General features: G+C 63.7%; 10 protein-coding genes. 5 read left to right on the top strand and 5 right to left on the bottom strand.

Annotation, left to right across the window (positions count from 1 at the left end):
* Positions 1-12: 12 nt before the first annotated feature.
* A complete protein-coding gene (locus XB14_RS18020; protein ID WP_077962986.1) occupies positions 13-552 on the top strand; it encodes a hypothetical protein in 540 nt (179 codons plus the stop codon).
* On the opposite strand, the gene XB14_RS18015 is transcribed toward XB14_RS18020, so the two are convergent.
* From XB14_RS18015 to XB14_RS17990, 5 genes are all read right to left on the bottom strand, one after another.
* Complete coding sequence (locus XB14_RS18015; protein WP_234804074.1) at positions 533-1,855, bottom strand: hypothetical protein; 1,323 nt, start codon at positions 1,853-1,855, stop codon at positions 533-535. The two genes, XB14_RS18020 and XB14_RS18015, sit on opposite strands and share 20 nt — an antisense overlap.
* A 21-nt stretch (positions 1,856-1,876) precedes the next feature.
* Positions 1,877-4,015: a methylmalonyl-CoA mutase gene (gene scpA / locus XB14_RS18010; protein ID WP_077962985.1), complete on the bottom strand. Its 2,139-nt coding sequence runs from the start codon at positions 4,013-4,015 to the stop codon at positions 1,877-1,879.
* Between the two features lie 252 nt (positions 4,016-4,267).
* Positions 4,268-6,271 carry an acetyl-CoA carboxylase biotin carboxylase subunit gene (locus tag XB14_RS18000; RefSeq protein WP_077962984.1) on the bottom strand — a complete coding sequence of 668 codons (2,004 nt, stop codon included), beginning with the start codon at positions 6,269-6,271 and terminating at the stop codon, positions 4,268-4,270.
* 22 nt (positions 6,272-6,293) lie between these two features.
* On the bottom strand, positions 6,294-6,584 hold the full coding sequence (locus tag XB14_RS17995) for a hypothetical protein (protein ID WP_234804073.1): 291 nt from the start codon (positions 6,582-6,584) through the stop codon (positions 6,294-6,296).
* An 11-nt stretch (positions 6,585-6,595) separates the two neighbouring features.
* Entirely contained in the window at positions 6,596-8,128 is a 1,533-nt protein-coding gene (locus tag XB14_RS17990) for an acyl-CoA carboxylase subunit beta (protein ID WP_077962983.1), read from the bottom strand.
* 159 nt (positions 8,129-8,287) lie between these two features.
* Here XB14_RS17990 and XB14_RS17985 point away from each other — a divergent pair, with 159 nt between their 5' ends.
* The 4 genes from XB14_RS17985 to mmsB all read left to right on the top strand — a co-directional run bounded on the left by XB14_RS17985 (position 8,288) and on the right by mmsB (position 13,077).
* Positions 8,288-9,706, top strand: coding sequence for a helix-turn-helix domain-containing protein (locus XB14_RS17985; RefSeq protein ID WP_077962982.1), 1,419 nt, complete (start codon positions 8,288-8,290; stop codon positions 9,704-9,706).
* 193 nt (positions 9,707-9,899) lie between these two features.
* The gene (locus XB14_RS17980) at positions 9,900-11,042 is read left to right on the top strand and encodes an isobutyryl-CoA dehydrogenase (RefSeq protein WP_077962981.1); all 1,143 of its coding nucleotides are present in this window, start codon (positions 9,900-9,902) and stop codon (positions 11,040-11,042) included.
* Between the two features lie 23 nt (positions 11,043-11,065).
* A complete protein-coding gene (locus XB14_RS17975; protein ID WP_077962980.1) occupies positions 11,066-12,124 on the top strand; it encodes an enoyl-CoA hydratase/isomerase family protein in 1,059 nt (352 codons plus the stop codon).
* Positions 12,125-12,180: 56 nt separating this feature from the next.
* Positions 12,181-13,077 (top strand): 3-hydroxyisobutyrate dehydrogenase, encoded by an 897-nt coding sequence (gene mmsB, locus XB14_RS17970; RefSeq protein WP_077962979.1) that lies wholly within the window; start codon positions 12,181-12,183, stop codon positions 13,075-13,077.
* The last annotated feature ends 119 nt before the right edge of the window (positions 13,078-13,196 follow it).

Here is a 13,196-nt window from a genome sequence, read left to right as displayed (position 1 = left end):
GAAGAGAATGCGATGAGCGAGAAGCGCACATTCTGGACCTGCCTGCTGGTGCTGATCGTCGCGCTTCCGGCCGCCTTCGTCGTCCGCGCATGGGAAAGCCTTCGCGAGAGCCAATGGCTGGCAGCGGGCAGGGCGGAGATCGTCGTCGCGGATGGAGCGCCGCAGGCCTTCGCCGGCGGGCAATGGAAGCTGCTGGACATGAGGCGTCTGCCGCGCACCGACGACGCGCGCGTCATCCTCGCCGAATTCGAGGCATCGCCTACCGAGCCCGCGATCTTGTCGCAGGGCGCCTGCCGCGTCCGGCTGGTCGACGGGAAGGGACGCCGCTTCGAACCCGTCACCCTGACCGAGCCGATCGTGCGCAAGATGTACCCGGAGGTGGCCGAGCGTCCGCGCTGCGGTGTGCTGGCCTTTGCCGATGCCAAGGACGGCGCCGTGGTTCGCATGGCCGAGAGCTTCATCGTTCCTGCAGACGCGCGCGACCTTTTGCTCCGGATCGAGTTTCCGGGCGCCAGCGACGAGACGCTGGTCTTCAAGTGGACGCGAAGCTGACTTCGGCCTTCTCTGCCTGGCGCGAAACCGCATGCTCAAGCATTGCCGCCAGCAAGGCGATGCGCAGCGCATCGAGCAGGATGCCGCCATCGAGATCGCTGGGACTGCCGATGAAAAGGCTCAATGCGTCGACCACCACCTGCCAGCTCGCCAGATCGCCCATGCCGAGCGTTCGCGTCGCCGCGTACCAGATCCAGGCGCCGAGCCAGGCGATGGCGTTGTAGGCGACGACGAAGGCAAAAAGTGCTGCAAGCCCCGAGCCGAGCGTCAGCTTCAGGCAGGTCCAGATCGGCGCGTAACGGGAGCGGTAGTCGCTGAGGAAGTGGTCGAGAAAATCTGCAATCCACTTGCGAAAGGCTCTGGCCCGACGTGGCCGCGGCGATGGCGGCTTCGTGCGCGGTGCGGGGCTCGAAAGCTCGTAGCCGTTGATGATTGCGGCCATGACGAGCCAGATGATCGGAAGAAGCGCGTAAAAGAACAGGCCCGTGACTTCGCTGTTCCAGTCGGGCTTTCGCAGCTCCACCGGCACGAAGGGTTCGGCGGCATGCGCAATGCCGGTGAAACCGATACCGTTCATGCTCAGGAGCTTGCCGGCACCGAGCCAGGTGATGAGCTGGTCCTTCCAGATGGACAGGCCATAGAGACCGATGAAGATCCAGCTCGCGTCGGCCGCCACGACCAGCAGCCGCCAGAATGGCGCTTCGCTCAGCTTGCTCATGCGTTTTGCGCCCCAGCGCACCAGCCAGCAGAGCGCGATCGAGACAAAAACGCCGCGCGATCCCAGGATGTCGAAGAAGTCTGCCTTCTCGCCGAAGGCGACGGCATGGAGCGCCGAACGCGAGTATTCGCGCACCGTATCGCCGAGGAAGCCCCAGGCGGCATAATAGGCAAAGAACGGCAGGATGGCGGCGGCGGTGACGGCGAGCAGTCTGCGGTCGGCTTTCGGCGCGGTGCTCTCGACACGCGCGGCCGCCGGTTGCTGCCTTAGCGCTTCGAGCGCCGGCAGGCCGGGGCGAAGCACCATGAACATCAGGACGATGACAACGAGCTTCGCCAGAACGACGAAGGAGAGCGTCACCATGCCACCGAGCGGATGCTGCAACCCGATCCAGACCGCCGCACGCATCAGAAGATCATGCGCAATCGCGCCACAGGCGCCGATCAGCAGAAGCTGCGGCCAGAAGCGGGCGAGGAGGCGCCCCATCAGGGCGAAGGGTCCGAGGACTTCGGCGATCGACGTCATGCCGACAACATAGTTGCGTCGGCCGGTGACGACAACCGCGCGCGGCGAGCGGAGAGACAAGGCCCTCCGCCTGGCGCTCTATCAGATGTTGCGGCGCTTGCCTTCGATCAGGTCGAGGACCGCGCGTGCGGCATCGAGCACGTTGGTGCCCGGACCGAAGACCGCCGCTACGCCGTTCTCCATCAGGTAGTCGTAGTCCTGCCGCGGGATGACACCGCCGCAGATGACGATGACGTCTTCGCCACCACGCTTCTTCAGCGCTTCGGCCAACTGCGGCATCAGCGTCTTGTGACCGGCCGCGAGCGAGGAGACGCCGATGACATTGACCTTGCTGGCCAGCGCCATGTCGGCGGCCTCCTCCGGCGTCTGGAACAGCGGCCCGGCAAGAACGTCGAAGCCGATGTCGCCGAAGGCAGATGCGATCACCTTGGCGCCGCGGTCGTGGCCGTCCTGGCCGAGCTTGGCGACCATGATCTTCGGCTTGCGGCCGAGTTTCGCCGAGACTTCTTCGAGGCGCCCCGAGAGCACTTCGAGTTCCGGCTCGCCCTCATAGGCCTTGCCGTAGATCTTGCTGACGACCTTGGGCGTTGCGGCGTGGTCACCGAAGGCGCCGCGCATCGCATCGGAGATTTCGCCGACGGTGGCGCGGGCGCGCGCGGCTTCCACTGCGGCTGCCAGCAGATTGCCTTCGCCTGTCGTGGCGACCTGTGCAACCGCGGTCAAGGTCTCTTTCACCTTCGCGCTGTCGCGCCGCCGCTTCGTTTCCTCGATGCGACGGATCTGCGCAGCGCGCACGGCGCTGTTGTCGATTTCCAGGATGTCGATCGGCTCCTCGTTGTCGAGCCGGTACTTGTTGACGCCGACGATGATCTCCTCGCCCTTGTCGACGGCCGCCTGGCGACGGGTCGCTGCCTCCTCGATCAGCCGCTTCGGCAGGCCGGCATTGACCGCACGGGTCATGCCGCCCATCGCTTCGACCTCTTCGATCAGCGCCCAGGCCTTTTCGGCGAGTTCGTTCGTCAGGCTCTCGACATAGTAGGAGCCGGCGAGCGGATCGACGACCTTGGTGACCCCGGTTTCATGCTGCAGGATCAATTGGGTGTTGCGGGCAATGCGCGCGGAAAACTCCGTCGGCAGCGCGATCGCCTCGTCGAAGGAATTGGTGTGCAGCGATTGCGTACCGCCGAGTGCTGCCGACATCGCCTCAAACGCGGTGCGGATGATGTTGTTGTAGGGATCCTGTTCCTGCAGCGAGACGCCCGAGGTCTGGCAATGGGTGCGCAGCATCAGCGACGACGGCTTCTTCGGCTCGAACTCCTTCATGATCCGGGTCCAGAGCAACCGCGCCGCCCGAAGCTTTGCCGCCTCCATGAAGAAGTTCATGCCGATCGCGAAGAAGAACGAAAGCCGCCCGGCGAACTCGTCGACGTTCAGCCCCTTGGCGAGCGCCGCCCGCACATATTCGCGCCCGTCAGCGAGCGTGAAGGCGAGTTCCTGCACGAGCGTCGCGCCCGCCTCCTGCATATGATAGCCGGAGATCGAGATCGAATTGAACTTCGGCATCTCCTTGGCCGTGTACTCGATGATATCGGCGACGATGCGCATCGAGGGTTCCGGCGGGTAGATGTAGGTGTTGCGGACCATGAACTCCTTGAGGATGTCGTTCTGGATGGTCCCCGAGAGCTTGTCGCGCGAAACGCCCTGTTCCTCGCCGGCAACGATGAAGGAGGCGAGGATCGGAATGACCGCGCCGTTCATGGTCATCGAGACCGACATCTCGTCGAGTGGAATGCCGTCGAACAGGATTTTCATGTCCTCGACCGAGTCGATCGCAACCCCTGCCTTGCCGACATCGCCTTCGACGCGCGGATGATCGCTGTCGTAGCCCCGATGGGTCGCAAGGTCGAAGGCGACCGAGAGACCCTTCTGTCCGGCTGCAAGGTTCTTCCGGTAAAAGGCGTTGGAGGCTTCTGCCGTTGAGAAGCCGGCATATTGCCGGATCGTCCAGGGCCGGCCGGCATACATGGTCGCGCGCGGGCCGCGCACGAAGGGCTCGAAGCCGGGCAGCGACGTGAGATGATCGAAGCCGTCGAGGTCAGCGGCCGTGTAAAGCGGCTTTACCGCAATACCCTCGGGCGTCTGCCAAGTGAGGCTTTCCGGCGCTGCCTTGAGCTCGCGCTCGGCGAGCGTTTCCCAGTCCTTGATGGTCTTGTCAGCCATGGGCGTTACTCCATTCGCAAAGCGTGTTCGGAAGGTGGGCGGTGGCACCCCCCTCTGTCCTGCCGGACATCTCCCCCACAAGGGGGGAGATCGACGATCCGCTATGTCCCATTCCATCGGCAATCCGATGCGTGTCCAAGTACCTCCAGCGGCGATGGCGCTGTGAGGCAAAACCGTGCCACAGGTCGATCTCCCCCCTTGTGGGGGAGATGCCCGGCAGGGCAGAGGGGGGTATCACCCGGAGCGCTTCCATCACTCGAATTCCATGATCAGTTCGTCGACGGCAAGGCTGGCGCCGGCTGAGACCGCCACGCGCTTGACCACGGCCTTCTTCTCGGCGCGCAGGATGTTTTCCATCTTCATCGCTTCGACGACGGCGAGCGCCTGACCGGCCTCGACCGTGTCGCCGGCCTTGACCGTGACCGAGGTGATGACACCCGGCATCGGGCAGAGCAGCATGCGCGACATGTCCGGTGGCAGCTTCTTCGGCATCAGCCGTGCCAGTTCCGCAACGCGCGGGTTCCTGACACGCGTGATGACGTCGATGCCGCGCCAGCGGAGCCGGATGGCGGTGCCGACCAGATCGACCTTGATACTCAAGGGTTCATTGTCGATGTTGAAGGTGGCAAGCGTGCGACCGGGCGCCCAGTCGCCGGCGATCGTCAGCGAAGAGCCGTCGGCAAAGCGCACATAGGAACCGTCGGCGGAAGCACCTGCGGTCACGGCAATGTCGTGGTCGCTAAGGCTGACCACCCAATCATGGCCGACGATGCGGCGGTGATTGCCGATCGTGCCGGAAATCTGGCTGGCACGCTCCTGCAGCGCCTGATTGACCGAAACCGCAATGGCGGCGAGCTTGCGAAGCGACTGCTCGTCGGCCGCAACACCGTGGAAGCCGTCGGCGAACTCCTCGGCGATATAGGCGGTGGTCAGCCGGCCGTCGCGGAAGCGCTGCTGCTGCATGACGGCTGCGAGGAACGGCAGGTTGTGACCTATACCTTCCACCTCGAACCGGTCGAGCGCATCGGCCATGGCTTCGACTGCCGCCTGCCGGTCCGGTGCCCAGGTGCAGAGCTTGGCGATCATCGGGTCGTAGAACATCGAGATCTCGCCGCCCTCGAAGACGCCGGTGTCGTTGCGCGTCACCGTGCCGTTGTCGCCTGTGCCTTCGATCGGCGGACGATAGCGCGTAAGCCGACCGATCGACGGCAGGAAATTGCGATAGGGGTCTTCGGCATAGAGCCGGCTTTCGATCGCCCAGCCGTTGAGCTTCACGTCGCCCTGGCCGAAGGCGAGCTTTTCGCCGCTAGCAACCCGGATCATCTGCTCGACGAGATCGAGCCCGGTGATGAGCTCGGTGACCGGATGCTCCACCTGCAGGCGGGTGTTCATCTCGAGGAAATAGAAGTTGCGCTTGCCGTCGACGATGAACTCGACTGTGCCGGCCGAATGGTAGCCGACGGCCCTGGCGAGCGCGACCGCCTGTTCGCCCATCGCCTTGCGGGTCTCGGCATCAAGGAAGGGCGAGGGGGCTTCCTCGATGACCTTCTGGTTGCGGCGCTGGATCGAGCATTCGCGTTCGCCCAGGTAAAGCGTGTTGCCGTGTTTGTCGCCAAGCACCTGGATCTCGATATGGCGCGGCTCGGTCACGAACTTCTCGATGAAGATGCGGTCGTCGCCGAAAGCGTTCTTTGCCTCGTTCTTCGAGGACTGGAAGCCTTCGCGCGCCTCCTGGTCGTTCCAGGCGATGCGCATGCCCTTGCCGCCGCCCCCGGCCGATGCCTTGATCATCACGGGATAGCCGATCGATGCTGCGATCCGGACGGCTTCGTCGGCATCCTCGATCAGGCCCATATGGCCCGGAACCGTGGAAACGCCGGCCTCGGCGGCGAGCTTCTTGGAGGTGATCTTGTCGCCCATTGCCCGGATGGCTCCGACAGGCGGGCCGATGAAGGCGACGCCTTCCTTCTCCAACGCCTCGGCAAAGGCGGCGTTTTCCGAAAGGAAACCGTAGCCCGGATGAACCGCATCGGCGCCGGTCTTGCGGATCGCGTCGATGATCTTGTCGATGACGATATAGGACTGGGCCGACGGCGAAGGGCCGATATGCACGGCCTCATCCGCCATGCGCACATGCATGGCCTCGCGGTCGGCGTCGGAATAGACCGCAACCGTCGCGATGCCGAGCTTCTTCGCGGTCTTGATGACACGGCAGGCGATTTCACCACGGTTGGCGATGAGGATTTTCTTGAACATCTCGTTTCTTTCTCACCTGGCGTCAGCGTTTGAACTTGCGGCGATAGGGCAGAAGCGCGATCGACGATGCCGCAGCCGCACCGCCGAAAAGCAGCGCGAAAGGCACGACGACCATGAGCGTGGCGAGCACCGGGCTCGTCGAGCGGGCGATATGGGTGCCGACCGCGCCGATATTGAGCCAGATCAGCACCCCGGCCGTTATGGCGCCGATCGCAACGCCGATCAGCGCGTTGACCGTCATGTAGCGCAGCATCTGCCAGTGGTCGCGTCGGGCCTCTTCCGGTGTCATCACGCGCTCCGGCTCCCGTTCCATCGTCGCCTCCATCAGAGCGGGATCGTGTCGTGCTTGCGCCAGCGGACATCGACCTGCTTGTTGCGCAGCGACGCGAAGGCGCGGGCGATGCGGCGACGCGACGAATGCGGCATGATCACCTCGTCGATGAAGCCGCGCTCGGCCGCCACGAACGGATTGGCGAAACGCTCCTCGTATTCTTTCGTACGTGCGGCGATCTTCTCGGCATCGCCGAGCTCCGAGCGGTAGAGGATCTCGGTCGCCCCCTTGGCGCCCATCACGGCGATCTCGGCGGTCGGCCAGGCATAGTTGACGTCGGCGCCGATATGTTTCGAGGCCATGACGTCATAGGCGCCGCCATAGGCCTTGCGGGTAATCAGCGTCACCATCGGCACGGTCGCCTGGCTATAGGCAAAGAGCAGCTTGGCGCCGTGCTTGATGACACCACCATATTCCTGGGCGGTGCCGGGCAGGAAACCGGGAACGTCGACCAGCGTCAGGATCGGGATCGAGAAGGCATCGCAGAAGCGCACGAAACGCGCGGCCTTGCGCGAGCTGTCGATGTCGAGGCAGCCGGCGAGCACCATCGGCTGGTTGGCGACGACGCCGACCGTCTGGCCCTCCATGCGAATGAAGCCGGTGATGATGTTGCGGGCAAAGCTCTGCTGCAGTTCGAAAAAATCACCTTCGTCGGCAAGCGCCAGGATCAATTCCTTCATATCGTAGGGCTTGGTGGCGCTGTCGGGGATCAGGCTGTCGAGCCGCATTTCGAGCCGCGACGGATCGTCGTGGAAGGGGCGGACCGGCGGTTTCTCGCGGTTGTTGAGCGGCAGGAAATCGAAGAGCAGCCGGGTCGCCTCCAGCGCTTCGATGTCGTTTTCGTAGGCGCCGTCGGCGACCGAGGACTTCGAGGTGTGGGTGCGCGCGCCGCCGAGTTCTTCCGCCGTGACGATCTCGTTGGTTACGGTCTTCACGACGTCGGGGCCGGTCACGAACATGTAGGAGCTATCACGGACCATGAAGATGAAGTCGGTCATGGCGGGCGAATAGACGGCGCCGCCGGCGCAGGGGCCCATGATGACGGAGATCTGCGGGATGACGCCGGACGCCTCGGCATTGCGGCGGAAGACCTCGGCATAGCCGGCAAGCGAGGCAACGCCTTCCTGGATGCGGGCACCGCCACTGTCGTTGAGGCCGATGACCGGGGCGCCGTTGCGCACGGCCATATCCATGATCTTGCAGATCTTCTGGGCATGGGTTTCCGACAGCGAACCGCCGAGCACCGTGAAGTCCTGGGAAAAGACATAGACCTGGCGGCCGTTGATCGTGCCCCAGCCAGTCACGACGCCGTCGCCGGCGACCTTCTGGCTCTCCATGCCGAAATCGACGCAGCGGTGCGTGACATACATGTCGTATTCTTCGAAGGAGCCGTCATCGAGCAGCACTTCGATGCGTTCGCGCGCCGTCAGCTTGCCCTTGCCGTGCTGGGCGTCGATGCGCCGCTGGCCGCCGCCGGCCCTTGCTTCCGCCCGGCGGGCCTCGACCTGTTCTAGTATGGCGCGCATGGTGCTCTCCCGGATTTTCTAAGTGCCCGTCTTTGTGAACGATTGTGCAGAGGCGCTTCGAGCTTCGCAATAGCGTCGAAGACCGGATGGAAAAACGTCCCTTCATGTGCAAATGTGAAATAGAGAAATTTGTGAAACGTAAATTGCAAAGTTGCAAACATGGCGATCGGCAAGCTCTATATCGGCCGCAAGGTCAGGGAATTGCGGGAGGCGAACAAGGCGACGCAAGGCCAGTTCGCCGAGCGCATCGGCATTTCCACCAGCTATCTCAACCAGATCGAGAACAACCAGCGGCCTGTTTCGGCGGCGGTGCTTCTGGCGCTCGCCGAAAAATTCCAGATCGACATCGCCGAGCTTTCGACCGGTGAAGGCGATCGCCTGCTTTCGGCGCTGTCGGAGGCGCTGAGCGATCCCCTGTTCGAGACCTATTCGGCGAGCCTGCAGGAGCTGAAGCTCGTGGCCCAGAACGCGCCGGGCCTCGCGCATGCGCTGATCACGTGCCACCAGGCCTATCGCCGCAACAGCGAGCAGCTTGCGAGCATCGACGACACGATCGGCCGCGGTGGGCCCTTCGTCGAGACGACCCCTTACGAGGAGGTCCGCGATTTCTTCCATTTCGTCGACAACTACATTCATGAGATCGATATCCTTGCGGAGCGCTTGGCAAGCGAACTCGGGCTCGGCGAGGGCGACAATCATGCCGCACTCGCAAGCTATCTGGAGCAGCGCCACGGGGTGCGGGTGGTGCGCGGCGCTGCCGGCGACGAGGCGATCCGCCGCTTCGACCCGCGCGCCCGGATCCTGACGCTCAACCCTTACGCGCCGGCCGCGACGCGCGACTTCCAGATCGCCCTGCAGATCGCCCAGCTCCATGCCCGCGAAGAGATCGACCGGGTGGCCGGCAGCGCCGGCTTCCGCACGGAAGAAGCCTATGAGATCTGTCGCATCGGCCTGCAGAACTATTTTGCCGGCGCGCTGATCCTGTCCTACCAGACGTTTTCGAAGGCCGCCCGCGATCTCAGGCACGATATCGAACTGCTTGCCGCCCGCTTCGGCGCCTCGCTGGAGCAGGTCTGTCACCGCCTCTCGACCCTTCAGCGGCCCGGGCAAAAGGGCATTCCGATCTTCTTCGCCCGCATCGATCGCGCCGGCAACATCACCAAGCGCCACAGCGCGGCGAAACTGCAATTCGCGCGCTTCGGTGCCGCCTGTCCGCTCTGGAACGTGCATCAGGCCTTCGAGACGCCGGGAAGGATCATTCGGCAACTGGCCGAGACGCCCGATGGCGTGCGCTACCTCTGTCTCGCCACACAGATCACCAAGGGTGGCGGCGGCTTCCGCGCAGCACAACCGCGTTACGCCCTGGCGCTCGGCTGCGAGGTCTCCTATGCCGATGCCTTCGTCTACGCCGACGACATGGATCTCGGAAACCGTGCCGCCTTCGACCCGATCGGCATTTCCTGCCGCATCTGCGAGCGGACGAAGTGCGCGAGCCGCGCCGTTCCGCCTTTGAAACGTCGCCTGATCGTGGACCATGACTTACGCGGCGCTCTGCCGTATCGTCTAAGCGAGAGCTGATGGAGATCTGTTCGTTTTTGAACAGGGCCTGTGAGAAGTTGCATCTGGGCCTGTGCGAAGTTTGATGTAACTAGGCCTTCATCGCCGACAGCGCGGCGCGCCTCATGAGACGCGCAAAGGTCGCTGCAGCACTTTGAGCGGTTGAGGGTTTGAAGGAACCTGCAACCGGTATGCGGTCAGGGAGGACATGCATATGGATTTTCGCCTGTCGGAGGAGCAGGAGGCCATTCGTCAGATGGCGCTCGATTTCGCCCGCGACGAGATCGCCCCTCACGCGATCGACTGGGATCAGCAGAAGCACTTTCCCGTCGACACGCTGCGCGGTGCCGCAGCGCTCGGCATGGCCGGCATCTATGTCCGTGACGATGTCGGCGGCACGGGTCTGACGCGGCTTGACGCGGCGATCATCATCGAGGCGCTGGCGACCGGCTGCCCGGCTGTCGCCTCCTTCATGTCGATCCACAACATGTGCGCCGGCATGATCGATCGTTACGGCACGGACGAGCAGCGGCAGCGGCTGCTGCCCAAGCTTTTAACCATGGACGTGCTTGCGAGTTACTGCCTCACCGAGCCAGGCTCCGGTTCGGACGCGGCGGCCCTGAAGACCAAGGCGGTCAAGGACGGCGACAGCTACGTGTTGACCGGCCAGAAGCAGTTCATCTCCGGCGCCGGTGAATCCGGCCTTTATGTGATCATGGCGCGCACCGGCGAAGATGGCCCCAAGGGTATTTCGACCTTCATCGTCGAGAAAGATGCGCCGGGCCTGACCTTCGGCGCCAATGAGAAGAAGATGGGCTGGCACGTGCAGCCGACCCGCGCTGTCATGCTCGACGGCGTGCGCGTACCCGCGGAAAACCGCCTGGGCGCTGACGGCGACGGCTTCAAGATTGCCATGGGTGGGCTCGATGGCGGTCGCTTGAACATCGCCGCTGCGTCACTCGGCGGCGCTCAATCGGCCTTCGAAAAGGCGCTAGCCTACGTTCAGGAGCGGCGCGCCTTCGGCAAGGCGATCGGCGAATTCCAGGCGCTGCAGTTCCGGCTGGCCGATATGGCGACCGATCTCGAAATCGCCCGCACTTTCCTCTGGCGTGCCGCCTCGGCGCTCGATGCGGGCGACCCGGAAGCGACGAAGCTCTGCGCCATGGCCAAGCGCTTCGTCACCGATCGTTGCTTTGCTGTTGCCAACGACGCGCTGCAGCTTCATGGCGGCTATGGCTATCTCGCAGATTATGGCGTCGAGAAGATTGTCAGAGACCTCCGGGTGCACCAGATCCTGGAAGGCACGAACGAGATCATGCGCCTCATCGTTGCGCGTTCGCTTATCGGTCGGAAATAGGCCAGAAACAGGAAAGACCCCTCATGGAAATGCAGACGCCAGCGCCGGAAGTCATCGTCGAGCGCCAGGGTGCGCTTGGCCGCATCCGGCTCAACCGGACGCGCGCGCTCAACAGCCTCAACGTGCCGATGATCCGGTTGATCGCTGAAGCGCTGACCGCGTTCGAAAACGACCCGGCGGTGGCCGCTGTTCTTGTCACCGGCGAGGGCGAGCGCGGGCTTTGCGCCGGTGGTGATATCCGCATGATCTATGAGAGCGGTCGCGAACGCCCGGAGGAGGGCGCCCAGTTCTGGCGCGAGGAATTCGTCGTCAACAGCCGCATCTCCAGCTACCGCAAACCCTATGTCGCCATTATGGACGGCATCGTCATGGGCGGCGGCGTCGGGATTTCGGCCCATGGCAGCCACCGTCTCGTCACTGAGCGCACCCGGCTTGCAATGCCGGAAACCGGCATCGGCTATTTCCCGGATGTCGGCGCCAGCTGGCTTTTGCCGAAGGCTCCCGGCGAGTTCGGCACCTATCTGGGGCTGACCGGCCGGGATATCGTTGCTGCAGACGCGATCCATGCCCGGCTTGCCGACAGTTTTGTCGCCTCGGACAGGCTGGAAGCGCTTACCAGCGACCTCGCGAATTTGCCGTCCACGGCAGGCGCGGCCGATGTTGGTGCGGTGATTGCAAAGTTTTCGTCGAATGCACCGATAACGCCGCTACACGGCCACCTCGGTCTGATCGAGCGCTGCTTTGCCTTCGATACGGTTGAAGAGATCCTGTCGGCGCTTACGGCTGACGGTTCCGATTTCGCCAAGGAAACGCTGGCGCTCTTGAACTCCCGTTCCGCGCTCAGCATGAAGCTGACGCTCGATCTCCTGCGCGCCGGCCGCCAAAGCGCATCGCTGAACGAATGCCTCGAACGGGAATATTCCGCGACGCTCGGAATGCTCGGAAATCCCGACTTCTACGAGGGCGTGCGTGCCGCTGTCATCGACAAGGACCGCAACCCGAAATGGTCGGTGGGCTTGGCCGACGTCACGCCCGGGATGCTCGCGCGGTTTGCGAACAAGGATCACCCGCCACTGTTCTAGCGCCGGAGGATGGGCGCCTTTCGGCCTGGCCGAGTTTCAATGCGAGGAGGAATGACATGACGAAGATCGCCTTTATCGGGCTCGGCAACATGGGCGGGCCGATGGCCGCCAATCTGGTGAAGGCGGGACATGCTGTCACCGGCTTCGACCTGTCTGAAGCCTCGCGCAATGCCGCAGCAAGGACCGGCGTTTCCGTCGCCGGCTCGATTGCGCACGCGGTGCGTGGCGCCGAATGCGTGATCACCATGCTGCCGGCCGGCGCCCATGTCCTCTATGTCTGGGACGAGCTTCTCGGTTTCGTCGATCCGGGCACGCTTTTGATCGACAGTTCGACGATCGACGTCGACAGCGCCCGCAAGGCGCATGCGCTCGCCGAAAAGATCGGCTGCCCCTCGCTCGATGCGCCGGTTTCCGGCGGGACCGGAGGGGCTGCGGCCGGAACGCTGACCTTCATGGTCGGCGGTAGCGACGAGGCCTTTTCGCGCGGCAAACCCCTGCTCGATGCCATGGGCAAGAAGATCGTCCATTGCGGTGGAACCGGCGCGGGGCAGGCGGCAAAGATCTGCAACAACATGATCCTCGGCATTTCCATGGCCGGCGTTTGCGAGGCCTTTGTGCTGGCGGAACGGCTCGGCCTGTCGCACCAGGCGCTGTTCGACGTGGCTTCGACGTCGTCCGGCCAGTGCTGGTCGCTGACGAGCTATTGCCCGGTGCCGGGACCGGTCGCTACGTCGCCGGCCAACAACGACTACAAGCCGGGTTTTGCAGCCAGCCTGATGCTGAAGGATCTGAAGCTGTCACAGCAGGCCGCAAGTGCCGCCGGCGCGTCGACGCCGATGGGCGCTCAGGCAGCCCAGCTTTATTCGATGTTCGAGAAACTAGGACATGGTGGCGAGGACTTTTCCGCCCTGATCCGGCTGCTGCGCGGCAACGATGAAGCAAAGGCAGGCTGACCCGCCTTCGACGATGGATTTTCGCCCGTCTAAGCGGGCGAAATACGACGCTCCCGACTGTTGATAGATATTATCGTTTAATTTCAACTGGTTGTTAGATTTATGTCGGAGCTGTGAAA

Source organism: Ensifer adhaerens (assembly GCF_002007205.1).
Taxonomy (GTDB): domain Bacteria; phylum Pseudomonadota; class Alphaproteobacteria; order Rhizobiales; family Rhizobiaceae; genus Ensifer; species Ensifer adhaerens_D.
This window is presented reverse-complemented; position numbering and strand designations above follow the sequence as displayed.

Excerpts from the sequence above, each read along its gene's own strand:
- mmsB (WP_077962979.1), top strand. The coding sequence starts at position 12,181 with ATGACGAAGATCGCCTTTATCGGGCTCGGCAACATGGGCGGGCCGATG.
- scpA (WP_077962985.1), bottom strand. The coding sequence starts at position 4,015 with ATGGCTGACAAGACCATCAAGGACTGGGAAACGCTCGCCGAGCGCGAG.
- XB14_RS17990 (WP_077962983.1), bottom strand. The coding sequence starts at position 8,128 with ATGCGCGCCATACTAGAACAGGTCGAGGCCCGCCGGGCGGAAGCAAGG.
- XB14_RS17975 (WP_077962980.1), top strand. The coding sequence starts at position 11,066 with ATGGAAATGCAGACGCCAGCGCCGGAAGTCATCGTCGAGCGCCAGGGT.
- XB14_RS18000 (WP_077962984.1), bottom strand. The coding sequence starts at position 6,271 with ATGTTCAAGAAAATCCTCATCGCCAACCGTGGTGAAATCGCCTGCCGT.
- XB14_RS18020 (WP_077962986.1), top strand. The coding sequence starts at position 13 with ATGAGCGAGAAGCGCACATTCTGGACCTGCCTGCTGGTGCTGATCGTC.
- XB14_RS17995 (WP_234804073.1), bottom strand. The coding sequence starts at position 6,584 with ATGGAACGGGAGCCGGAGCGCGTGATGACACCGGAAGAGGCCCGACGC.
- XB14_RS17985 (WP_077962982.1), top strand. The coding sequence starts at position 8,288 with ATGGCGATCGGCAAGCTCTATATCGGCCGCAAGGTCAGGGAATTGCGG.
- XB14_RS17980 (WP_077962981.1), top strand. The coding sequence starts at position 9,900 with ATGGATTTTCGCCTGTCGGAGGAGCAGGAGGCCATTCGTCAGATGGCG.